General features: G+C 30.1%; 20 protein-coding genes. 12 read left to right on the top strand and 8 right to left on the bottom strand.

Annotated elements, in window-relative coordinates:
* Positions 1-41: 41 nt before the first annotated feature.
* A complete protein-coding gene (locus SJY27_RS13225) occupies positions 42-3,185 on the top strand; it encodes a DUF2723 domain-containing protein (protein ID WP_397445338.1) in 3,144 nt (1,047 codons plus the stop codon).
* A 53-nt stretch (positions 3,186-3,238) separates the two neighbouring features.
* Here SJY27_RS13225 and SJY27_RS13220 read toward each other — a convergent pair whose 3' ends face one another.
* Entirely contained in the window at positions 3,239-3,532 is a 294-nt protein-coding gene (locus tag SJY27_RS13220) for a thioredoxin family protein (protein WP_397445337.1), read from the bottom strand.
* An 84-nt stretch (positions 3,533-3,616) separates the two neighbouring features.
* On the bottom strand, positions 3,617-4,837 hold the full coding sequence (locus SJY27_RS13215; RefSeq protein ID WP_397445336.1) for a metallophosphoesterase: 1,221 nt from the start codon (positions 4,835-4,837) through the stop codon (positions 3,617-3,619).
* Between the two features lie 104 nt (positions 4,838-4,941).
* Between SJY27_RS13215 and SJY27_RS13210 the strand changes: the two genes are divergently transcribed.
* The 6 genes from SJY27_RS13210 to SJY27_RS13185 all read left to right on the top strand — a co-directional run bounded on the left by SJY27_RS13210 (position 4,942) and on the right by SJY27_RS13185 (position 10,711).
* The gene (locus SJY27_RS13210) at positions 4,942-5,769 is read left to right on the top strand and encodes a sterol desaturase family protein (protein WP_397445335.1); all 828 of its coding nucleotides are present in this window, start codon (positions 4,942-4,944) and stop codon (positions 5,767-5,769) included.
* A 12-nt stretch (positions 5,770-5,781) separates the two neighbouring features.
* Complete coding sequence (locus SJY27_RS13205; RefSeq protein WP_397445334.1) at positions 5,782-6,057, top strand: hypothetical protein; 276 nt, start codon at positions 5,782-5,784, stop codon at positions 6,055-6,057.
* The gene (moaC, locus tag SJY27_RS13200) at positions 6,057-6,536 is read left to right on the top strand and encodes a cyclic pyranopterin monophosphate synthase MoaC (RefSeq protein WP_397445333.1); all 480 of its coding nucleotides are present in this window, start codon (positions 6,057-6,059) and stop codon (positions 6,534-6,536) included. The genes SJY27_RS13205 and moaC overlap by 1 nt, the downstream gene beginning before the upstream one ends.
* Positions 6,537-6,672: 136 nt before the next feature.
* Positions 6,673-7,791 (top strand): molybdenum cofactor guanylyltransferase, encoded by a 1,119-nt coding sequence (locus tag SJY27_RS13195; RefSeq protein ID WP_397445332.1) that lies wholly within the window; start codon positions 6,673-6,675, stop codon positions 7,789-7,791.
* Positions 7,792-7,869: 78 nt separating this feature from the next.
* A complete protein-coding gene (locus SJY27_RS13190) occupies positions 7,870-8,949 on the top strand; it encodes a ThiF family adenylyltransferase (protein WP_397445331.1) in 1,080 nt (359 codons plus the stop codon).
* Entirely contained in the window at positions 8,942-10,711 is a 1,770-nt protein-coding gene (locus SJY27_RS13185) for a DNA mismatch repair protein MutS (RefSeq protein WP_397445330.1), read from the top strand. Before SJY27_RS13190 ends, SJY27_RS13185 begins: the two co-directional genes overlap by 8 nt.
* Before the next feature lie 140 nt (positions 10,712-10,851).
* Here the strand turns inward: SJY27_RS13185 and SJY27_RS13180 are convergent, their stop codons facing one another.
* The 5 genes from SJY27_RS13180 to mutY form a co-directional block, all read right to left on the bottom strand.
* On the bottom strand, positions 10,852-11,409 hold the full coding sequence (locus tag SJY27_RS13180) for an REP-associated tyrosine transposase (RefSeq protein ID WP_397445329.1): 558 nt from the start codon (positions 11,407-11,409) through the stop codon (positions 10,852-10,854).
* Positions 11,410-11,722: 313 nt separating this feature from the next.
* Positions 11,723-12,283 carry a gliding motility lipoprotein GldD gene (gene gldD, locus SJY27_RS13175; RefSeq protein ID WP_397445328.1) on the bottom strand — a complete coding sequence of 187 codons (561 nt, stop codon included), beginning with the start codon at positions 12,281-12,283 and terminating at the stop codon, positions 11,723-11,725.
* On the bottom strand, positions 12,276-13,604 hold the full coding sequence (locus SJY27_RS13170; protein ID WP_397445327.1) for a gliding motility-associated protein GldE: 1,329 nt from the start codon (positions 13,602-13,604) through the stop codon (positions 12,276-12,278). Before SJY27_RS13170 ends, gldD begins: the two co-directional genes overlap by 8 nt.
* 84 nt (positions 13,605-13,688) lie before the next feature.
* Entirely contained in the window at positions 13,689-14,120 is a 432-nt protein-coding gene (locus SJY27_RS13165; protein ID WP_397445326.1) for a single-stranded DNA-binding protein, read from the bottom strand.
* A gap of 34 nt (positions 14,121-14,154) precedes the next feature.
* On the bottom strand, positions 14,155-15,201 hold the full coding sequence (gene mutY, locus SJY27_RS13160) for an A/G-specific adenine glycosylase (protein WP_397445325.1): 1,047 nt from the start codon (positions 15,199-15,201) through the stop codon (positions 14,155-14,157).
* A gap of 140 nt (positions 15,202-15,341) precedes the next feature.
* Here mutY and SJY27_RS13155 point away from each other — a divergent pair, with 140 nt between their 5' ends.
* Both SJY27_RS13155 and SJY27_RS13150 read left to right on the top strand, forming a co-directional pair.
* A complete protein-coding gene (locus SJY27_RS13155) occupies positions 15,342-15,632 on the top strand; it encodes an HU family DNA-binding protein (protein WP_015481675.1) in 291 nt (96 codons plus the stop codon).
* Between the two features lie 286 nt (positions 15,633-15,918).
* The gene (locus SJY27_RS13150; protein ID WP_397445324.1) at positions 15,919-17,466 is read left to right on the top strand and encodes an Rne/Rng family ribonuclease; all 1,548 of its coding nucleotides are present in this window, start codon (positions 15,919-15,921) and stop codon (positions 17,464-17,466) included.
* A gap of 122 nt (positions 17,467-17,588) precedes the next feature.
* Here SJY27_RS13150 and SJY27_RS13145 read toward each other — a convergent pair whose 3' ends face one another.
* The gene (locus SJY27_RS13145; RefSeq protein WP_397445323.1) at positions 17,589-18,614 is read right to left on the bottom strand and encodes a LacI family DNA-binding transcriptional regulator; all 1,026 of its coding nucleotides are present in this window, start codon (positions 18,612-18,614) and stop codon (positions 17,589-17,591) included.
* 154 nt (positions 18,615-18,768) lie between these two features.
* Here SJY27_RS13145 and SJY27_RS13140 point away from each other — a divergent pair, with 154 nt between their 5' ends.
* Genes SJY27_RS13140 through SJY27_RS13130 form a run of 3 tightly spaced genes read left to right on the top strand, consistent with a single transcriptional unit; the run spans position 18,769 to position 22,847 of the window.
* On the top strand, positions 18,769-20,073 hold the full coding sequence (locus SJY27_RS13140; protein WP_397445322.1) for an MGH1-like glycoside hydrolase domain-containing protein: 1,305 nt from the start codon (positions 18,769-18,771) through the stop codon (positions 20,071-20,073).
* 34 nt (positions 20,074-20,107) lie between these two features.
* Positions 20,108-21,715: a sodium:solute symporter gene (locus SJY27_RS13135; protein WP_397445320.1), complete on the top strand. Its 1,608-nt coding sequence runs from the start codon at positions 20,108-20,110 to the stop codon at positions 21,713-21,715.
* Positions 21,716-21,725: 10 nt separating this feature from the next.
* A complete protein-coding gene (locus SJY27_RS13130; protein ID WP_397445319.1) occupies positions 21,726-22,847 on the top strand; it encodes a glycerate kinase in 1,122 nt (373 codons plus the stop codon).
* Positions 22,848-22,856 lie beyond the last annotated feature (9 nt).

Genomic DNA, 22,856 nt, shown 5'->3' with positions numbered 1-22,856 from the left:
TAATTATTAGTAAATTCGCCCACATATAATTATCAACTTTTATGACACCAGCTAATTTTAATAAATGGAACATCATTTTAGGATGGGTTACATTTGCTATTGCCTTAGTTACTTACACCTTAACTATAGAACCCACTGTTAGTGCTTGGGATGTAGGAGAATACATTTCTACTGCTGTAAAACTGGAAGTTGGGCATCCTCCAGGAGCACCTCTTTTTCAAATGTTAGGTGCATTTTTTGCAATGTTTACATCTGATACTGCCGAAATTGCTAAAATGGTTAACTTTATGTCTGCCTTAGCAAGTGCTTTTACCATTTTATTTATGTTTTGGACGATAAGTAACCTGGCTAAAAAATTAGCTGCAAAAACAGGTAATATTTCTAAAGGAAAACGTATTGCTATTTTAGGTAGTAGTGTTGTTGGTTCTTTAACCTACACATTTTCTGATAGTTTTTGGTTTAGTGCTGTAGAAGGTGAAGTATATGCAATGTCATCTTTTTTAATGGCATTACTCTTTTGGTTAGGTTTAAAATGGGAAAGTGAAATTGATACTCCTAGAGGTAACAAATGGTTGGTTTTAATAAGCTTTGTTGTTGGTTTATCATTTGGTGTGCACATACTTTCGTTACTAGTTATACCTGCAATTGTAATGTTGTATTTTTTCAAAACCTATAAAAACATCAATTTAAAAACAACTGCAATAGCAACCGTTTTTTCTGTTTTTGTTTTAATATTAGTTTTTAAACTTATATTTCCTTTTACACTAAAATTCTTTAGTGCATCAGAATTGTTTTTTGTAAATTCTATTGGTTTACCTTTTAACTCAGGAAGTATTATTGCTGCTATTATTTTAGTGGTGCTTTTTATCTTCGGATTAAATTTTACAAGAAAAAAGAAAAAAGTAACTGCAAACACATTAATTCTATCGTTATTATTTATAATGATTGGTTTTTCTTCTTGGATGATGTTGCCTATTAGAGCCAATGCAAATACCACAATTAACGAAAACAACCCATCAAGCGCACGAGAATTATTAGCTTATTACGAACGTGAGCAATATGGAGATGCTAATGTATTTTATGACACGTATTATTCAAATAAATATAGTGACGAAAGAGATGGAAACAACCCAACAAGAGATGACAAACCTAAATACGAGAAAAAAGTTGTAAAAGGCAAAGATCGTTATGTAATTGTTAATGTATACAAAGGTATTTTACCTAATTATTCAGACAAACATAAAGGGTTTATCCCAAGAATGGTAAATCCTGCTTCTGAAAAAATGTACAAAGCTATTGCAGGAATTCCTGAAAACAGCAAACGTAGACCAACTTTTGCTGAAAATATAAAATTTATGATAAGCTATCAGTTTGGCTACATGTATGGACGTTATTTTATGTGGAATTTTGTGGGGCGTCAAAACGATATTCAAGGTAATTTAGATATTTACAATGGAAACTGGATTAGTGGTATTGATGCTATAGATGAAGCAAGATTGGGCTCTCAAAAAATGCTACCTTGGCAAGCTTTACTGAATAAAGGTAGAAACACCTACTTTTTTCTTCCGCTTATTTTGGGGTTAATAGGGTTACTATACCAAATTAAAAAAGATAAAAACAACTTTTTTACACTATTTCTATTCTTTGCCTTTACAGGTTTTGCTATTATCTTTTATACAAATCCAAAACCTTTTGAGCCAAGAGAACGTGATTATGCTGTTGTTGGTAGCTTTTACATTTTCGCAATTTGGGTAGGCTTTGGGGTGTTAGCCTTATATGAATATTTGAAAGATTTAGCATCTCGAAGAAGAGTGGCTGTTGCTGTTTCTGCTATTTCTTTATTGGCAGTACCAACATTAATGGCATATCAAAACTGGGATGACCACGATCGTTCAAATAGATACACCACACGCTTAAATGCCCAAGCGTATTTAGAAAGTTGCGATCCTAACGCAATTATGTTTACTATTGGTGATAATGATACTTTTCCTCTTTGGTATATGCAAGAAGTAGAAGGTATTAGAACAGATATAAAACTAGTAAATACGAGCCTTTTTCAAACAGATTGGTACATAGATCAAATGAAACGAAAAACGTATGATGCAGATCCTATTCCATCACAATTAACCCATGATGAATATAAATACGGAACCTTAGATGTAGCTTACTATTTTCAAGAATTATTCCCACAATTAAAAGACTCTGTTTTAGAGTTAGATAATTTTATGAAATGGATTCAAAGTGATAGTAAACGTACTTTTTATGATTTAGACGACGATGGTAATCCTGAGAAAATATTACCAACCAACAAAATTAGAATTCCTGTAAATAAAGAAAACGTATTAAAACATGGTATTGTAGCACAAAAAGATGCTAACAAAATTGTGCCTTATATTGATATTACTATAGATAGAGCTATAGGAAAAAACACCATTTTAATGTTAGATATTTTAAATAATTTCGATTGGAAACGCCCAATTTACTTTACTGGAGGCTCTAATGCTGATAGCGAATATATTTGGCTAAAAGATTATTTACAATTAGATGGTGTTGCCTTTAAATTTGTACCTATTAAAACACCTACCAAAATTTATGATGGTAATGGGCAATTAATTCGTCAGTTGAGTTTGTTTGATATTGGTAGAATTGATCCAGAAAAAATGTACGAAAACGTTAAAAAATGGGAATGGAGAAATATTAATGATGGTAAAATTTATTTAGATGAACAAACCAAACGAAATGCTATTTCACTAAGAAATAGCTTAATGCGCTTATCTACTGCCTTTGCTAAAGAAGGCGATACTATTAAAGCTGTTGAAGTATTAGACTTATCATTAGACAAATTACCAATTGAAGATTTTGATCATTATAGCTTGTCTATGGAATACCCTGAGATGTATTACAAATTGGGTGAAGTTAAAAAAGCTAGAAAAACTGCAGAAAATTTAATGCGCTTATTTAGAGAAAAACTAATTTGGTTCAGCACCTTTGATGCTGAAGATTTTGATATGGTTTTTGAAGAATTTGATATGAATTTTAGATATTTATACAGAGGGGTTATAGATCAAGTTGCACAATATGATAATGATCCTGAATTGATAAAAGAACTGCAAGAAGAATACAACAAAACGCTTAGTCTGTTTAGTCATATTTTTCCTGAGGAAACCGAACAAGTACAAGAGTAATTAAATCAAAAAAAACCGCAAACATCAATTTGCGGTTTTTTTTAATATTTTTATTAAAGGTATTTTTGAATCATCTCAATCAAAGCATCTGCATTTTTAAAGCCAGTTTCTCGCCATTTCATTTCTCCATCTTTATAAATCATAAAAGTTGGATTTCCTTTTACACGCAAAGCATCTGCCAAAGTCTCGTTCTTCTTAATATCTATTTTAATAACTTTGGCACTACTGCCCATAGCTGCAGCAACATCTCTTAGGGTTTTTACAGAACTTTCTACTTCATCCCAATCAGAATAAAAATCGATTAAAACAGGTTTATTTACGCTAATTAACTCTCCAAATTTTGCCATAATATATTGTTTAAAAGAAAAACGCTTAGATATCTTCAACTCACTTTACACAAATATAATAAAATTGAACAACTCTACTGATTATCAAGCCTTTTTCAACTCAATAACTGTTATCTCTGGCCAAATTCCTACTCTACCAGGAAAAGCATGATACCCAAAACCTCTATTTACGTTTATATAACGCCCATATTCTTGATACAAACCTGCCCATTGTTTATACACAAATTGGGATGGACTGAATCTAAAACCCGGAATTTCAATCCCCATTTGCAATCCATGGGTATGACCACTTAAAGTTAAATGATAATTAAAATCATCTTGTTTTACTTGTTCTTGCCAATGGCTAGGATCGTGACTCATTAAAATTTTAAAGTCGTCTTTTTTTAGTTTTGCAGATGCTTTTGCTAAATCTCCTGCTTGATTAAATCCTTTTCCCCAATTTTCTACGCCTAAAAGAGCAATCTGTTGTCCATCTTTTTCTAAATATCGATGTTCATCCAACAACAAATCAAAACCTATTTTTTGATGTATTTTCTTAACATCTTCAAAATTCTTCACTTTATCTTCTGGTGATTTCCAATCCATATAATCACCATAATCGTGATTTCCAAGAACCGCATATTTACCTTCTTTAGCTTTTAATTGTGCAAAAACAGTAATCCAATTATCCATTTCATCAGCCTTATTATTTACAATATCGCCTGTAAATAATAATAAATCAGACTGCTGTTCATTAATCAAATCAACTCCATATTGTATTTTCTCTTTGTTTGTAAAACTCCCAGAATGAATATCTGAAATTTGAGTAATGGTATAGCCATCAAAAGCTTCTGGTAAATCATCAAAAGCCAATTGGTATTTTATCACTTTATAATTGTACTTTCCCTTTACAATTCCGTAAATAAAAGACATAAAAGGTATTGAAGCAATACCCAGAGCTAATTGAGAAATAAACTTTCTTCTACCAGCCAAAGGTTGGGTTTCTGAACCAGAAATAGCCGAAATTACTTTTACAATCCAACGATATACATCTTCTCCAAAAAGTACTAAAATCACAAATAATTTAGGTATAGAAAATGTTAACAAAACCCCCATTGCCATTTGAAATTGTGGGGTTTGTCCTTTGCTTCTATCGTAAGTAATTACGGTAATAAAAAAGTAAATGTAAACAGCAATACTAACTGCTAAAAAAGAAAAACGAATCCATTTATTTTTAGTGATTGTTTTAAATGCTTGAAAGGTGTAAAGTTCTACAGCTACAACTACAATCAACAAAATAAGTACTGGAATTAACCAACGAGGCATAAACATAAATTTTAAAACACACAAAGGTAAACGTTAAAAAACGAATGATTTTTAACAAGTTGTTAAAGTTTTTTGTAGTTTTAATAGCTAAATTTTAGAAACTTATGGATGCTATTGTTACTTTTTTCGAGAACTTAACGAGTTTTCAAAAACTGATTTGGATTGTAGGTTGCTTATCTGTTTTTTGGATTTTAGAGGGTGTTTATCCTTTAAAAAAGCATCAATACCAAAAATGGAAACATGCTAAAACCAACTTTGTTTTATTGGTATCTACAATGATTATAAATGTAGTTTTTGGTATTATAACTGTTGGTGTTTTTCTATGGATAGAAACCAATAATTTTGGCTTATTACATATGATTGATTTGCCTGTTTGGGTAGAAATTCTTTTAGCAATTATGATTTTAGATTTCACTTCACAATATCTGGTACATTATTTACTGCATAAAGTTCCTTTTATGTGGAGATTTCATACAGTACATCATAGTGATACGCATGTAGATGTAACTTCTGGCACTAGGCACCATCCTATAGATTTTATCTTCAGAGAAACCTTTGCTTTAATTGGTGTTGTTATTGCTGGTTTGCCTGTTTCTTATTACCTAATGTATCGAATTCTTACGGTACTTTTTACCTATTTTTCGCATGCGGATATTCGCCTTTCTCCAAAATTAGATAAAGCTATTAGCTATGTATTTATTTCACCAAACACCCATAAATTCCATCATCATCATGTAATGCCTTGGACAGACACCAACTTCGGAAATATATTTTCTATTTGGGATCGTATTTTTGGAACCTTTGTTTACGAAGACACCAAAGACATTGTATATGGAATAGATGTTTTAGATGCTAAAAAATCTGAAGATATTTTATACCAATTAAAAGCACCTTTCCAAAAAGGTTTAAAATCTGCGGAATTTAAAAGTTGATCTCATTTTGAAATGAAAATAAAATTTAAAAAATCACCTATATACTTTCTTTCTATTTTATTTTTACCCCTATTAGCTTTTGGTGCTTTTTATTTTCTAATTATTAAAAATAAAGGAGGGATGGCATTAGCTGGATCCATTTATTTATTTGCCTTTGTAATAAATCTCATTATCTTAATTGTAGAACAGTTGATATTAATAAAAATTAATACTTTAAAGAAAGTTTGGATTGTAGAAATAGGCTTAATTTTGTGGATACTATTATTTACCTTTTATTTCACAGATTAATGAGCGATTTTTCACACATCAATACAAACAACAACCCAAAAATGGTAGATGTTTCTGATAAGAAAATTACCAAAAGAACTGCCATAGCAAAAGCAACCATGTTTTTAGGTGAAACCATTATAGCTCATTTTACAAATGATGAACTTCTAACCAAAAAAGGACCTGTTTTTCAAACGGCAATTATTGCAGGAATTCAAGGTGTTAAAAAAACTTCAGAATTAATACCTATGTGTCATCCTTTGTTGATAAATGGTGTAGCTATTGACATCAATATTATTGATAATGAACATTTAGAAGTTTTTTGTAAAGTAACCATTACAGGCAAAACTGGAGTTGAAATGGAAGCATTAACAGGAGCTAATATTGCTTGTTTAACCATTTATGACATGTGTAAAAGCATTAGTCAAAAAATGGTGATTAAAGAGGTAAAACTCTTAGAAAAAACAGGTGGAAAATCTGATATTAAAACCCCATCTTAATCTTCCCAAAGGAAAGAAACACTAATGTGTCATTTCAAATGAAAGGCAATAAAAGTGAGAAATATTTAAATAATTAATTTAAGATTTCTCCATAAAATAGAAATGACAAAAGTTTGTTTATAGAATTTAAATAAAAATGAAAAAACATCAAAAACATACAAATCTAACTAGAAGGAATAATGACAATTATGCGCCTAATGAAATTGCGATTTTAGGAACTAATTGCAGAAATATCTCTGATTTAGTTAATAAAGTTTCACAACAATTATCAGCATATAAATTAGGGTATTTTGATGCTTCTCATGCAAAAGATGTTAATGAAAATAAATTATCAGAATACGTTTTTCATCACCAAGGAAATGTACAAATTACCACATCAGGAAATGTAAATAAATTTCAACAACGTTTGCAATTTGCACAGTACGATTATGTATTCATCAACGGAAATCATTATCAAGGAGCCAAGCAAATTTTAATTTTAGATGACGCTAAAGAAGCCTCAGTATTAAAAAGACTAGAGCAACTGCATAACATTCAATTTATCATCAAACTAAAACCAGAAACCGAATATTTTGATTTTTTAGAAGAAAAATATCCTAATATCAAAAATAAAATTTGCTATACTTTTAATGAAATTGATAAAATTGCAAATCACCTAAATAATTTAATTCAAGAGAAAATTGCACCTGTAAAGGGGTTGGTTTTAGTGGGTGGAAAAAGTACAAGAATGGGCACTGATAAAGCCCAGCTTAATTATTTTGGAAAGCCACAGAAAGAAGTAGCCAAAGAATTGTTGGCAAACAACAATTTAGAAACTTTTTATTCGGTAAGAGATTTCTCAACTGCGCTCGAAATAACAAATGAAATCCCAGATAAATTCTTACATCTAGGTCCTTTTGGTGGCATTTGTTCTGCCTTTCAAAAAGACCCTAATTCAGCTTGGTTTGTATTGGCTACAGACCTTCCTTTTGTGAATGACGATTTGATAAAATTAGTATTGCAAAAAAGGAATCCGTCTAAAACAGCAACTGCTATTAAAGGAAAAAGCAAAGAATTTGTAGAACCATTAATTACTGTTTACGAGCCAAAAGCGTATCCTATTTTATTACAATATTTAGCACAAGGATATTCTTGTCCGCGTAAAATGCTCATCAATTCTGATGTAGAAATTGTTGAAATTGAAGATGATTTGATAAGAAATGTAAATACACCAGAAGAGTTTAAAATGGCTAAAAACGAGTTGAAAAATTTGTAGTTTGTGTTTTCTACTTTATGAAGAAACTTAAAAAATAGATTTTTCGACTACAATTCATTTTGCTCAAAACAACAAAAAATGAAACCCAAAAAAAACCAACTCTTCAAACGTCAAATTACTTTATCGGAAATTGGTGCAGTAGGTCAGCAGAAACTTCAAAACGCTTCTGTTTTGGTTGTAGGTTGTGGTGGTTTAGGAGGACCTATTGCTGTGTATTTAGCTGCTAGTGGTATTGGTAAACTCCATTTGGTTGACTTTGATACTGTTGATATTACCAATTTACACAGACAAGTTTTTTATTGTTTAGACGATGTTGGAAAACCAAAAGCAGAAGTTTTACGTAAATTTATAAAGTGTAGAGCACCTTTTACAGAGGTAAATTATACCAACAAAGCAATTGCAAAAGAAAACGTTTTTGAATTAATTGATAAATTTGACATTGTGGTTGATGGAACAGATTCGCTACCCACAAAATATTTGGTAAATGACGCGTGTGTGCTTCAAAACAAACCTTTGGTATATGGCTCTCTTTATAAATTTGATGGTTATGTGGCTGCATTTAATATAAAGCAAGCAGATGGAAGTTACTCATGTAATTTAAGAGATGCTTTTCCAGAAATGGTTACAGATATTCCTAATTGTGAAGAAGCAGGAACCTTAAATGCCATTGTGGGTATCATATCAACTGCGCAAGTAAATGAAGTTTTAAAATTGGTTACTGGCATAGGCAAACCATTAACCAACCAGTTATTAATATACAATGTGTTGCAAAACACACAACTAAAAATGAAATTGAAGTCTATTTTTACAAAAGAAAAAATTGCAAAATTGTTTAAAGTGCAAACTTATGTTGATGCTGCTTGCGCTAAGCAAAATCTGGATTGGCAAATATCATCTAAAACATTAAAAGAAAAATTGGGCGATAAAAACCTAGAAATTATAGCAGTGCTAAACAATTTAAAATTGCCTTTTAAAGTGCATCAAACCATTCATATTCATAATTTTGATGCTAAAAAAATTGATATTGACTATGCTAAAACTTACGTAATGGTTTGTCAGAGAGGATTTAATAGTTACAGAGCTACAGAAAAAATGAAAAAACAATATCCCAATTTAGAAGTATATAATTTAACTGGCGGAATTTCAAGTTATGAATAATCCTTTAGCATTTTACAATCAGCAAATCACTGATTTAGAGCAACAATCTTTGCAATTTAAAAACAAAATATTCAATTTTGCTGTTTTACGATTTGCGGTATTTTTAATCACCTCTTTTTTAGTCTATCTTACTTTTGGCGATTATATTGCAGTACTTATTGTTGCCTTTTTTGGGATTTTAATATTCTCGTTTTTAGTATTTCAGTACATAAATATTAAAAGAAATAAAGCAATTGTTGATGCAAAAATTGATATCAACAAAACAGAAATAGATGTTTTGCAACGAAATTTCCATCATTTAGAAACAGGAAAAGAATTTGTAAATTCAGCTCATTTTTATAGTAATGATATCGATTTATTTGGCAAAGGTTCTTTTTTTCAATACCTCAACAGAACTGCTACTCTTGATGGAAAAATAGCGCTGTCTCATCTTTTAACAGAAAATACAATTGATGATATTATTAATAAACAAAAGGCTATTGATGAACTTTCTAAAAAAGTAGAATGGCGTCAGCATTTTTCTGCATTAGCCAGTTTGGTTACCGTAAAAAATAAATCTGGTTCTGTAATAAAATGGATATTGGGCTACAAACCTATTTTTCCAAAATATTTATCAAAAATTCAACTAGGGTTTTCTATCATGTCTTTAATTTTAATAGGACTAATTTCTTTTGGATTACTATCTTTTTCGTTTTTAACAGCTTGGTTTTTTATCGGACTTTTTATCACAGGAAAATTCATAAAAAAAACAAGTAATTTATATACAGATACCGAAAAAGTTAGAGAAACATTTAAGAAATATCATCCTCTATTAAATGAAATTGAAAACGAAAGTTTTACCACAAAAAATTTAGTAAATCAACAGAAAATCATTCAATCTGAAAACAAAAAAGCTGCTGCCATTTTTAAAGAATTTTCTAAAATATTAGATGCTTTTGATAACAGAAACAACATTATTATTGCTGTTTTAGGTAATGGATTGTTTCTTTGGGAAATTACAAACGCTTGTAAAGTAGAAAAATGGATAACCAATTACAAACACACTGTAGACAAATGGTTTGAAGTAGTGGCTTATTTTGATGCTCAAAACTCATTGGCGAATTTTAAATTCAATCATCCTAATTTTATTTTTCCTGTAATTGCTAACACTGATAAAATTATACAATCAACCAATTTAGGACATCCTTTATTAGATCAAAACAAAAGAGTTGATAACGATTTTACTATTGATAATGCACAATTTTTTATTGTTACTGGTGCAAATATGGCTGGCAAAAGCACTTTTTTAAGAACAGTTTCTTTGTCTATTGTTATGGCAAATTGTGGTTTACCTGTTTGCGCAGAACGTTTTCAATATTCGCCAATAAAATTGATAACGAGTATGAGAACTACAGATTCTTTAACAGAAGATGAATCGTACTTCTACTCAGAGCTAAAAAGATTAAAGTTTATTGTTGATGAAATTAAGAAAGAAAAATATTTTATCATTCTAGACGAAATTTTAAAAGGAACGAATAGTAAAGACAAGGCAACTGGCTCAAAACGATTTATTGAAAAATTAACCAAATCTAAATCTACTGGAATTATTGCTACGCACGATGTAAGTTTATGTGAATTGGAAAATGAATTTTCTAGCATCAAAAATTATTATTTTGATGCAGAAATTAACAATAACGAATTGCATTTTGATTATACTTTAAAAGAAGGTGTTTGTAAGAATATGAATGCTTCTTTTCTGTTGCAAAAAATGGAAATTGTTTAGTTTTTTTTTGAAACAAGAGAGAAAAGAATCAAGAGACAAGACTAAAAAAACCAACTAATTTACATCAAGATTGGAATTCCTCAGAGCTAGTGCTCGTTTCCAACGATTACAGGGGAAACGAATATTTAATATTATCAGTTTTAACCTAAAAAACCTGTTTCATCAATTTCTAAAATAGTGTGGTCGTTTTGAAAGTTTCTTGCGCTAGAATATTTCCAATCTATAGGTTCTGTTACAAAACCAAGTTTTACAGGATTGTTATGAATGTAATTTATTTTTTGTTTAATTACTTTTTCGCTCCACAATTCTATAGGATGATTATGATGTTGCCAAAATTGATACTTAGTAACATTTGCCTTCTTTTTTCCTGCTCTTTCAAACAACCAAAGTAAAAGCTCTTTTCTACTTTCTTGCGGATTGCTTGCTATAGCTTCTATTACTTTTTTAGCGGTGTGTTTTTTAAAATCTCTTAATAACTCCATAGGTTGTTCGTTAGAAGATCTAAATAATAAATGAAGATGACTTGGCATAAAACAATATGCGTACAATTCCATTCCTTTTTTTTCTCTGCAATATGTTATACTTTTTGCCAATACATCAAAATATACTTGTCTTGTAAAAACTTCTATCCAATTTACTGTAGCAAAACTTACAAAATATAATGCAGATTTATTGTGAAATTTATATTTTCTACTCATAGCAATTCAAAAATACAAAAGGTTTTGTTATTATTTTATTATTCATTCGTCAGAGATGAGCGCTAACGAGTAAAAATATAATTATTCCAATGAAATACTATTTGTTAGTGCTCGTTTTTAACGAGTACCGAATTAATACTTCTTATTATCACTCGTCAGATACAAGCGCTAACGGGTAACTAAAAATATTTTTGTATGAATATATAATTGTTTCAATAAAATACTATTTGTTAGTGCTCGTTTTTAACGAGTATCGAATTAATAGTTCTTATTATCACTCGTCAGAGACGAGCGCTAACGGTTAGGATGGGCTTTATTTCCACTTAGTAGTTTCAATCAACTTTAAAACATCACTCTTTATATAAGCAACAGCAGGTAAAATAGAATCGTAATTGGGTTTTGCATAAAAATACAAAGAACCTTTTATAAAATGATTGGTACTATCTGTAACATGAAATTGTAAATGAGATGCTGCATTTCCTGTAATTTCATACAAACTGCCAAAAACATTATTTTTAGAATTCATAAAATCTTTTGGTATAATTTGCTCTGCTTTTACAGCGTGTTTAAACACCAATTTTTCTGCCTCTGTTAATAGCTCTTTTAGATTATTTTCAACTGGTCTGTAGGTAATATCAATAGAGGCTTTTAAATTAGGATATTTTATTTTTAACCAGTTATTTTTATCATCAATAATAGTTGTGCTTTTTGAAATATCAAACGTATAAGGTCTTTCTAACTTTAGTTGTTCATAAGATTTCTTTGGATATTCTAAGCTCAAATATGCTTTTGGTTTGGGTAACACATCTTCATTACAAGAAAAAAGAAAAAAGACAAAAGACAGCAGACTAAAGAGAAAAAAGATGTTACGCATTTCTTGTGGCTTTAACTTGTTTAATGCGTTTTTTATCTAACGCTTCAATAGTAAACGTATAGTTCTTGAAGTTTATTTTATCGCCTTTTTTGGGGAATTTCCCAAAAACTTCTAAAATAAAACCCGCTAAAGTTTCGCTTTCTCCTTTTTCTTCTTCAAAAATAGCCTCGTCTTCATCATCAAAAACACGACAAAAATCTTTGATTGTTGTTTTTCCTTCAAAAATATAATTGTTCGCATCGACTTTAGAATATTGTAAATCGTCATCATCAAATTCATCATTAATATCACCTACAATTTCTTCAATAACATCTTCTAAGGTCACTAAACCACTTGTACCTCCATACTCATCAACTACAATGGCTAAGTGATTTTTACGTGCTCTAAAATCATCTAACAAATCATCTAGCTTTTTGTTTTCTGGCACAAAAAAAGCTTCTCGCAATAAAGTCTGCCATTTAAAATTTTTCTTATTTAAATGCGCTAACAAATCTTTGGCATACAAAACACCTATAATATTGTCAATATTTTCTTTGTAAACAGGGTTTCTAGAATATCCATTTTCAAGAATTTTTTGCAAAACAGCTTCATAAGATTCGTCGTCAGGTAATGCAAAAATATCAATCCTTGGCTTCATGATTTGCACAGTTTCTGTGTTACCAAAATTTACAATACCTTCTAGAATTTTTTGCTCATCTTTTGTAGTTGCGCCTTCAGAGGTTAATTCTAAAGCTTGCGATAGCGTTTCTACCGAAAAACTAGAGTTTTTATTGCCTAATTTTTTTTCTATAAATTTTGTGATAAATATTAATGGCGAACTAAAAGGTGTTAATAAAATATTTACAAAGTTGATGAATTTAGACATTAATCTAGAAAAACGAAGCGTGTTTCTTGAGGCATAAACTTTTGGCAAAACCTCACCAAACAACAAAATTAAAAAAGTAACTAAAATTACTTCTATCAAAAATCGGATAGAAACTGTAAATAAATACACGTTTAGCTGATAATCAAAATCACCAAACAAGGTTTCTGCCAAAGAAGCAAATAATAAAACAATTAAAATATTGATAAAATTATTGGTAATTAAAATTGTGGCCAGTAATTTTCTAGGCCTATCTAATAAAGTTACAATAATGTTTTCTTCTTTACCATCATTAGAAAGTTCGTTTAAATCGGCTTGCGATAATGAGAAAAAAGCGACTTCAGTACCTGAAATTAATGCAGAACAAATCAACAAAATAAGTAATGCTAAAATATTTATTGACGTTAAAAAATCAATAGAAGCTAAAAATAGAAATAAAGGTTCAGGATCTGGATCCAAGATAAATAGTTTTTAAATGCTCAATTTTTCAAGAAATACAATTTATAGAAAACATAAAGTCTATGCCTTTATGTTCTTTTTATTTTAAAACGGTAAATCATCATTTTCTTCCTCAACCACTGGTTTTGGTTGTGCAGCTGATACTTGGTGTTGTTGAGGCTGGTTGGTATTCATTTCGTTTCTTTTGGTAGAAAGCATGGTCATTTCATTTACCTGTACTTCTGTTGAGTAGCGTTTTACACCATCTTGTTCCCACTGACGATTTTTCAATTTTCCTTCAACATACACTTTATCACCCTTGCTTAAATACTTTTCGCATACTTTAGCCAAACCGTTTCTAACCACAATATTGTGCCAATCTGTATTGGTTATTTTTTCTCCTGTTTGTTTATTGGTATAACTTTCTGATGTTGCAATAGGAAAACGACCTACACAATTTTGATCATCAAAATAATGCATTTTTACATCATCACCTAAATTACCAATTAAAATTACTTTATTTATTGTTCCTGCCATAGCCTAAAATTATATATCAAAAGTACTAAAAATATCAATTACTTTTTGTTAAGTAATCTTGTAAAAAATTAGCAATTAATACAGGAACTGGGTAATCTAGAATGCGAGACCAACTTATTTTAGCTGTTAACAAGTGATGGGTTTCTACAATCCAAAATTGTGTGTGTAAATGTTGATGCGATAATTTATGAACAATTTGTTTTTTATTGTGTAGCGAAATAGTAGTTTCATCTGGAAATAAATTACTAAATTCTTTAGAGGCAATCAATTCATCTTTATCCATTACATGGTCACTTTCAATTAACGGAAATTGATATAACCCTTGCCAAATTCCTTTTCCTTTTCTTTCGGTTAAAATTGTTTTGTCATCATTCGTTTTTATCACCAAATAATTAAAATACCGTTTTTTTACTTTTAGTTTTTTTTCTTTAATAGGTAACTTTTCAATAAGGTTGTTTTGGAGAGCCACACAACTTTCTGAAAGAGGACAAAACATGCATAATGGCTTTTTTGGTTTGCATTGTATAGCACCAAATTCCATTATAGCTTGATTATAATTTGAAGGTTCTTTAATATCGATTAAACTTTGTGCGAGTATTTTAAACTCTTTAATTCCTGATGATGTATTTATTGCAGTATCAATACCAAAATATCTTGATAGTACTCTGTACACATTACCATCAACAACTGCAGTAGGTTCATTATACGCAAAAGATGCAATTGCAGATGCAGTGTAATCTCCTACCCCTTTTAGTTTTACAATGTTTTTATAGGTAGATGGAAACTCGCCATTTAATTCGTTTACAATATATTTTGCTGTAAAATGTAAATTTCTTGCTCTAGAATAATATCCTAAGCCTTGCCACATTTTTAAAACAGTACTTTCGTCTGCTTTTGCAAGATCAAAAATGGTAGGAAAAGCAGTTGTAAATTTGTGATAATAATCTAAACCTTGGGCAACTCTAGTTTGTTGTAGCATAATTTCTGAGAGCCAAATAAAATATGGGTTGGTAGTTTTGCGCCAAGGCAAATCTCGTTTATTTTGTAAGTACCAGTAAATTAAACTATTAGAAAATTTCATTGATTAAAAATAGATTTGCAATATTACATCATAAAATTCACATAAATTTAGTTGTTTAAGTTTTTGGAATTGATTAATTATCATATATTTGCATCCGCATTTTTGAAAGTTAATTAATAAAAAACAGTAAAAATAGAGACATGACGAAAGCAGATATCGTATCAAAAATTTCAGATAAATCAGGAATCGAAAAAACTGATGTTTTAGCAACAGTTGAAGCATTTATGACTGAAGTTAAAGATGCATTAGAAAATGGCGACAATGTTTATTTGAGAGGTTTTGGTAGTTTCATCATCAAAACTAGAGCAGAAAAAACGGGTAGAAATATTTCTAAAAATACAACTATTAAGATTCCAGCTCACAATATTCCTGCTTTTAAACCAGCCAAAACGTTTACTGAAGGAGTAAAAAATAAAGTAGCTGTTAAATAACAAAATACTAATCGAAACCCATAAAACGGTTTTAAAAACACACGACGATTATGCCAAGTGGTAAAAAAAGAAAGAGAGCAAAGATCTCTACACACAAAAGAAAAAAAAGAGCTAGAGCAAATAGACACAAGAAAAAGTAAGCATACGCTTACTTTTTCGTTTATAGTTTAGCGAAAGCATTAAAAGTTCATTGACATCGAGGTTACACATACCTCAAATGGTATTATAAATACCTGACAATATTAATCCATCTGCACAACGTGTGCAGTGTTAAAACCAGTTCAGTATGAAAACAGAATTGATAATTCGTTCAAATTCATCTGATATTGATTTTGCCTTATTAAGAGATGGAAAACTTATTGAATTAAATAATGAAACAACTGATAATAAATTTTCTGTAGGCGATATATTTTTAGCCAAAATAGGAAAAGTATTAACAGGCTTAAACGCATCGTTTGTAAATGTTGGTTACCCAAAAGATGGGTTTTTGCATTATCACGATTTAGGCGCGCAAGTAAATTCATTAAATTCGTTCATTAAGAAAGTAAGCACAGGTAAGTATAAAGAGTTCACTTTAAAAAATTTCCGCAAGGAAGAAGACATTAACAAAGACGGTAGTATTAAAGATGTACTAAAAACAGGACAAAACCTGTTGGTACAAATAGTAAAAGAACCCATTTCTACAAAAGGACCAAGATTAAGCTCTGAGCTTTCTATAGCTGGTAGATTTTTGGTTTTAGTTCCTTTTTCTAATAGAGTTTCTGTATCTCAAAAAATTGCAGACCCAAAAGAAAAAGAACGTTTAAAAAGATTAGCAAAAAGCATTAAACCCAAAGGGTTTGGTGTTATTTTAAGAACTGTTGCAGAAGGTAAAAAAGTTGCAGAACTTGACAAAGATTTGCAAAACTCGTTAGAACGTTGGAAAACAATGTGTAAAAGTATAGCCAATACAAATACACCAACAAAAATTTTAAGCGAGTTAAACAGAGCATCCTCTATTCTAAGAGATGTTATGAATGAAAGCTTTACTAATATTGTAACAAATGATGAAACGTTGAAAGTAGAAATTAAAGAGTATTTGCAGGAAATTTATCCTGAAAAGGAAAAAATCGTAAAATTACATAGATCGCAAACTCCTATTTTTGAAAAATACGGAATAGAACGTCAAATTAAAACATCATTTGGAAAAACAGTTTCTATGAGCAAAGGTGCCTATTTGGTAATAGAGCATACAGAAGCTTTACACGTTATTGATGTAAATAGCGGAAACCGATCTAACAAAGCTGGTTCTCAAGAAGATACTGCATTAGAAGTTAATTTAATTTCGGCTACAGAAATTGCTCGTCAATTGCAATTACGTGATATGGGAGGAATTATTGTTGTTGATTTTATTGACATGCATAAGGCTGAAAACCGAAATAAGTTATATCAACATTTGAAAGAACAAATGGCTTTAGATAGAACAAAACACAAAATTTTACCTCCAAGTAAATTTGGGTTAGTGCAAATTACAAGACAAAGGGTTAGACCTGAGTTGAGTATAAAAACTACCGAGCCAAATCCAAATAAAGACGGACAAGTAGAAGCTCCTATTGTTTTGTTAGATAAAATTGAAGCTGATTTAGAAAAATACATTTCTAAATTAGAAAGTAGCAAATCAACCAATAAAAAGATACAATTACATTTACATCCTTTTATTGCTGCTTATTTAACAAAAGGAGTAAATTCAAAACGCTTTAAGTGGTACTTAAAGTACAAAAAGTGGATAACAATTATACCTAGAGATGCTTACACCTATTTATATTATAGATTTACAACTGTAAAAGAAAATTAATCTATATTTAATAAAGGCAATAATTTTTTATCAAAAAACCCTGTAATTTTTAATTACAGGGTTTTGTGTTTTATATACTTTCCTTTCTTTCTTTTAGCTAGCTTTTTACAAATGGGATACACTTAATTAGATACTAGAGTAAACTCTCTAATAATTAGATTTGTATTGATCTCAATAGTTTTGCTTGATAAATGTTCTTTTGGCTCTTCTATTTCTTTGATGAGGTATTTTACGGCCATTTCTCCAATTCTATTTCCTGGCTGATCTATAGTAGTAAGACCTGGTTCAACAATTGTAGAACTTAAAGAGTTGCTAAAACCAATAACGGCTACCTCTTCAGGAATTTTAAAGTTAAACTTTTTTAAGGTTTGTATTGCGCCAATTGCAGCTGCATCAGTAATAGAAAAAATAGCATCTGGCTTTTCTTTTAGCGTAATTAATTGGCTAGTTAATCTTCTGCCTTTTTTTAAAGAAATATCATCTGTACTTAAAATTAACTTTTCATCTACTGGAATATGGTTTGTTTTTAAAGCTCTTAAATACCCTTGAAAACGCTTTTCAGAATTGTAAGATTGTTCAAATTCTTTAAGAATTGCAATTCTTTTTTTTCCGATATTAATGAGGTGTTCTACAGCATTAAAAGCGGCTTCTTCTCCATTAATTATAATTTGGGTGCAAGGAACTTTACTAGAAACTTTATCGAACAGAATTAATGGTTTTTGATGCAATGTATATAAAATGGGTTCTATATCTACAGTGTGTTTAGTCAAAGACATTAAAATACCATCTACACCAAACTGAAGCATAGTTTGCAGCATTTCTTTTTCTTTTTTTACATCATTATTAGATTCAGAAATAATAACCCTGTACCCTTTCATTTCAGCTTGTAATAATATTTCTTTTAAAATTGTTGATGTAAAATAGGATAAAATATTGGGTACAATTACACCAATAATATTGGTTCTGTGTTGCCTAAATCCTTTTGCAAAAATATTGGGCATATAGTTTAATTTCTTTGCTAGGTTTTTTACTTTTTTAGAAGTTTCTTCGCTAATATCTGGATGATTATTTAACGCTCTAGAAACTGTAGATGTAGAAACCTCAAGCAGTTGTGCAATTTTTTTTAGAGTGGTAACTTCTTTTTTCATAAAAATTAGTATTAATTTTATAAAAAGAAGTTCCTTACAATCCCAATCAATTTTTAATTAATAGTAGTTTATTATTTATAGTTTTCTCACTACTTAATGTAGTATTAAGTAGTGAGTTTTAATTCAAAAAATTCAAATCAATACAATTTAGAGAATGAAAGATTTACAAGAAAAAGCAATAGAAATTTTAAATAACAACTGGAAAGGGAATTTTAGTATTCCTTGTGCCAATTTATATCCTTTTCAATGGAAATGGGATTCTGGTTTTATTGCCATTGGTCTGGCACATTTTAACATGCAAAATGCAGAAAAAGAAATAGAAACGTTGTTAGATGCTCAATGGGAAAACGGATTTATCCCACACATTGTGTTTCATACAGAAAACGATAGTTATTTTCCAGGAGCCAGTTTTCATAGATCAGACTTGCATCCTTTGGCATCAAAAAAATATAAATCTACAGGTATGACACAGCCACCTGTAACTGGTTTTGTGTTAGAAGAAATGTATAAAATTAGTAAGGATAAATCGCAAACGCTAAAGTATTTAGAAACTGTAATTGATAAAGTGTATTTTAATCACGAATATTTTTACAATCACAGAGATCCAAAAAATGAAGGTTTAGTTTATATTTATCATAATTGGGAATCTGGTACAGACAATTCTCCTATTTGGGATGATATTTGGGCAACAATAAATCCGCCAAATTATACTTTTGAAAGAAGAGATACTACACACGTAGATGCATCAGAAAGACCATCAAAAAGAGAATATGACCATTATTTACACATTATAGAAATTGCAAAAGAGCATAATTATAGTGATAAAAAAATAGCAGAATTATCGCCGTTTTTAGTGCAAGATCCCTTGTTTAATGCAATGTTGATAAAATCGAACAAAAGCTTAATTCAATTGTATCAAGAAATTGGAGGTAATGCTGATAAAATTGATCAACTAAAAAAATGGCAAGCACAAAGTATAAAATCATTTAACGAAAAATTATATGATGACGAATTAGGAGCTTACATTCATTACGATTTAAGAAACGAAAAACCTTTAAGATATTTATCATCATCGTCTTTTGCACCATTATTTGCCAATATTCCATCGCAAGAAAGAGCAGACAAAATGGTAAAAGTGATGTTAGAAAAATTTGGAGGACAACATCAATATTTATGTGCTTCTTTCGATCCTGATAGCGATCGTTTTAATCCTAAAAAATATTGGAGAGGTCCAGTTTGGATCAACCTAAATTGGATGCTTTTCTACGGATTAAAAAATTACGGTTACAATGCTATTTCAGAACGAGTAAAACAAGATTCAATAGATTTAATTGCTAAAAATGGGTTTTACGAATATTTCGATTCTAGAAAAGAAATGCATACTGATGGTAAAGCTGGTTATGGTGGAGGAGATTTTTCGTGGAGTGCAGCTTTACTGTTAGATATGTTAAATAATTAAATAATACTTTTAACCAAGCACAAAAATTAGAATTATGAATTATATAGATTACATAATTATTGTAGTTTACCTCTTAGGATTTTTAGGAATAGGTTACTTTTTTAAAGAAAACAAAAACTCTAAAGATTACTTTTTAGGCGGGCAATCTATGGGGTGGTTTCCATTGAGTTTGTCAACCATGGCAACTCAACTTTCTGCGATTAGTTTTATTTCTGCACCTGCTTTTGTAGGTTTAAAACAAGGTGGAGGTTTGCAATGGTTAACCTACGAATTTGGTGTGCCTTTAGCAATGGCTTTTTTGTTAATTGCAATAATTCCTACGTTATATAATTCTGGTATTGTAAGTGTTTATGAGTATTTAGAAAAGCGTTTTGATGCTTCATCTCGATTGTTAATCAGTTTTGTTTTTCAAATTAGTAGATCTGTTGCAACAGGAGTTATGGTGTACACAATGGCTTTAATTTTACAAGCAACAGTGGGTATCGACTTTTGGATTTCAGTATTAATCATCGGAATTATTACAATGATTTATTCTTTTCAAGGTGGTATGAAAGCTGTTATTTGGGGAGATGTTATACAAATGTGTATTCTCTTTTTTGGTATTGTTGTTTGTTTAATTTATGGTATTAGCGAACTTGGTGGTTTCGAAAATTTTTTAACTAATGTAGATAAAGAAAGGTTAACTGCTGTAGATTTTTCTAAATGGGGTTTTAATAATGCTGATAAAAATGATGAGTTTGGTTTTTGGCCAATGGTAATTGGAGGTTTCTTTTTATATGCTTCTTATTATGGTACAGACCAAACACAATCGCAAAGATTATTATCTGCCAAAGGAATGCCAACCATTAAAAAATTATTGTTAGCCAATGGTTTATTGCGTTTTCCAATAACATTAACCTATTGTGTTATGGGGTTGGTTTTAGGAACTTTATTGTTGCAAGATGCAAGTTTTCAATCTTTAATGGATAGCGTTTATCAAACAAATATTGGAAGTTTAGAAGGCAAAAAAGCAGATTTAATGGTGCCAGTTTTTATCATTAAATATTTACCAAATGGTATAATTGGTATTTTAATTGTGGCTATAATGTCTGCAGCCATGTCATCATTAAGTTCTACAGTAAATTCGTTATCCGCAGTTTCTTTAGAAGATTTTATCAAAAGATTTAAACCTAATATTTCCGACAAACAATATGTATCTTATTCTAGATTATTATCTATTTTCTGGGGATTAGTTTGTTTGTTTTTCGCCTTTTTTGCAGGGAGTATAGAAGGTACTGTAATTGAGGTGATTAATAAAATAAGTTCTATTTTTTACGGCCCAATTTTAGCCGCTTTTATCTTGGCAATTTTAACAAAAAGAACCCACGCTTTAGGTGCCAATATTGGTATAATTGCAGGTGTAGCTTTTAACATGTATCTATGGTTGTATGTACCTAATGTGTTTTGGTTTTGGTGGAATGCAATTGGCTGTTTGGTAACTATGTTTGTAGCTTATACAGTAAGTTTGGTAATAAAAAGAGAAGCTAGAGAAGGTTTAGAAGTTGTATTTTATAAAGGAGGTAAAAAAGAAGTTGTATTATTATTAGGTTACTTTATCATCATTGTAATTTTAGCAATGTTTTTAGTTAATTTTCTAAGTTAAAAATTAAGTTTTGAAAATTGTTATAGCACCAGATAAATTTAAAAATTCGCTTACAGGTTTAGACTTTTGCGAAATTGTAGAAAAAGAAATTCTAACAAAAAACTCTAATATAGAGGTTGTACAACTTCCGCTTGCAGATGGTGGAGATGGTACAATAGAAGTTGTCAATTTCTATTTAAAAGGAAAAATAATTGAAATTACTGTAAACAATCCTTTTTTTAAACCTGTTAAAGCTTCGTATTTATATTCAGAAAATTCTAAAACTGCGTTTATAGAAATGGCAGAAGCTTCTGGTGTAAAATTATTAGATAAAACTGAATTCGATTGCATAAATGCTACCACTTTTGGAACTGGAGAAATGATTGCTGATGCCATAAATAAAGGTGCAAAAACAATCATTTTAGGTATTGGAGGTAGTGCAACTAACGATTGTGGAATAGGAATGGCTGCTGCTTTAGGGTATCAATTTTTAGATGAAAATAATAATTTAGTAAAGCCAATTGGTGCAAATTTATCGAAAATTAAATCGATAAATGCTTCAGAAATTAATCAAGGAATAAGCAATGTAGATTTTAAAATTGCTTGCGATGTTACCAATCCTTTATATGGTAAAAATGGAGCTGCTTATGTGTATGGAGCGCAAAAAGGAGCATCAGAAAAAGAAATTATTTTACTAAATAAAGGGTTAGAAGATTTTGCTAAAATTTTAAACGATGTTTTTACAATCAATGTTCAGTCTGTTAAAGGTGCAGGTGCTGCAGGTGGAATGGGAATTGCCTCAAAATTATTTTTAAACGGATTTTTAGAGCCAGGAATTCAATTGGTAAAAAACCTGGCTAATTTTGATGAAAAAATTAAAAATACAGATTGGATTATTACTGGCGAAGGTAAATTAGACAACCAAACTTTGTCTGGCAAAACCATACAAGGTGTTTTAGAATCTGCCCAAAAGCAAAAGATAAACGTGGCTGCTTTTTGTGGAAAAATAGAAATGAATCAAAATGAATTATACAGTATTGGAATTTTATATGCGGATGATATTATGACTGTTGCTAAAGATTTTAACGATGCAATGAAAAACACTACAAAATATTTAAAAACAATAACTAAAAGATTTGTTAGAGAGCTATAATGTTATTTT

Source organism: Polaribacter sp. R77954, assembly GCF_044595335.1.
Taxonomy (GTDB): domain Bacteria; phylum Bacteroidota; class Bacteroidia; order Flavobacteriales; family Flavobacteriaceae; genus Polaribacter.
This window is presented reverse-complemented; position numbering and strand designations above follow the sequence as displayed.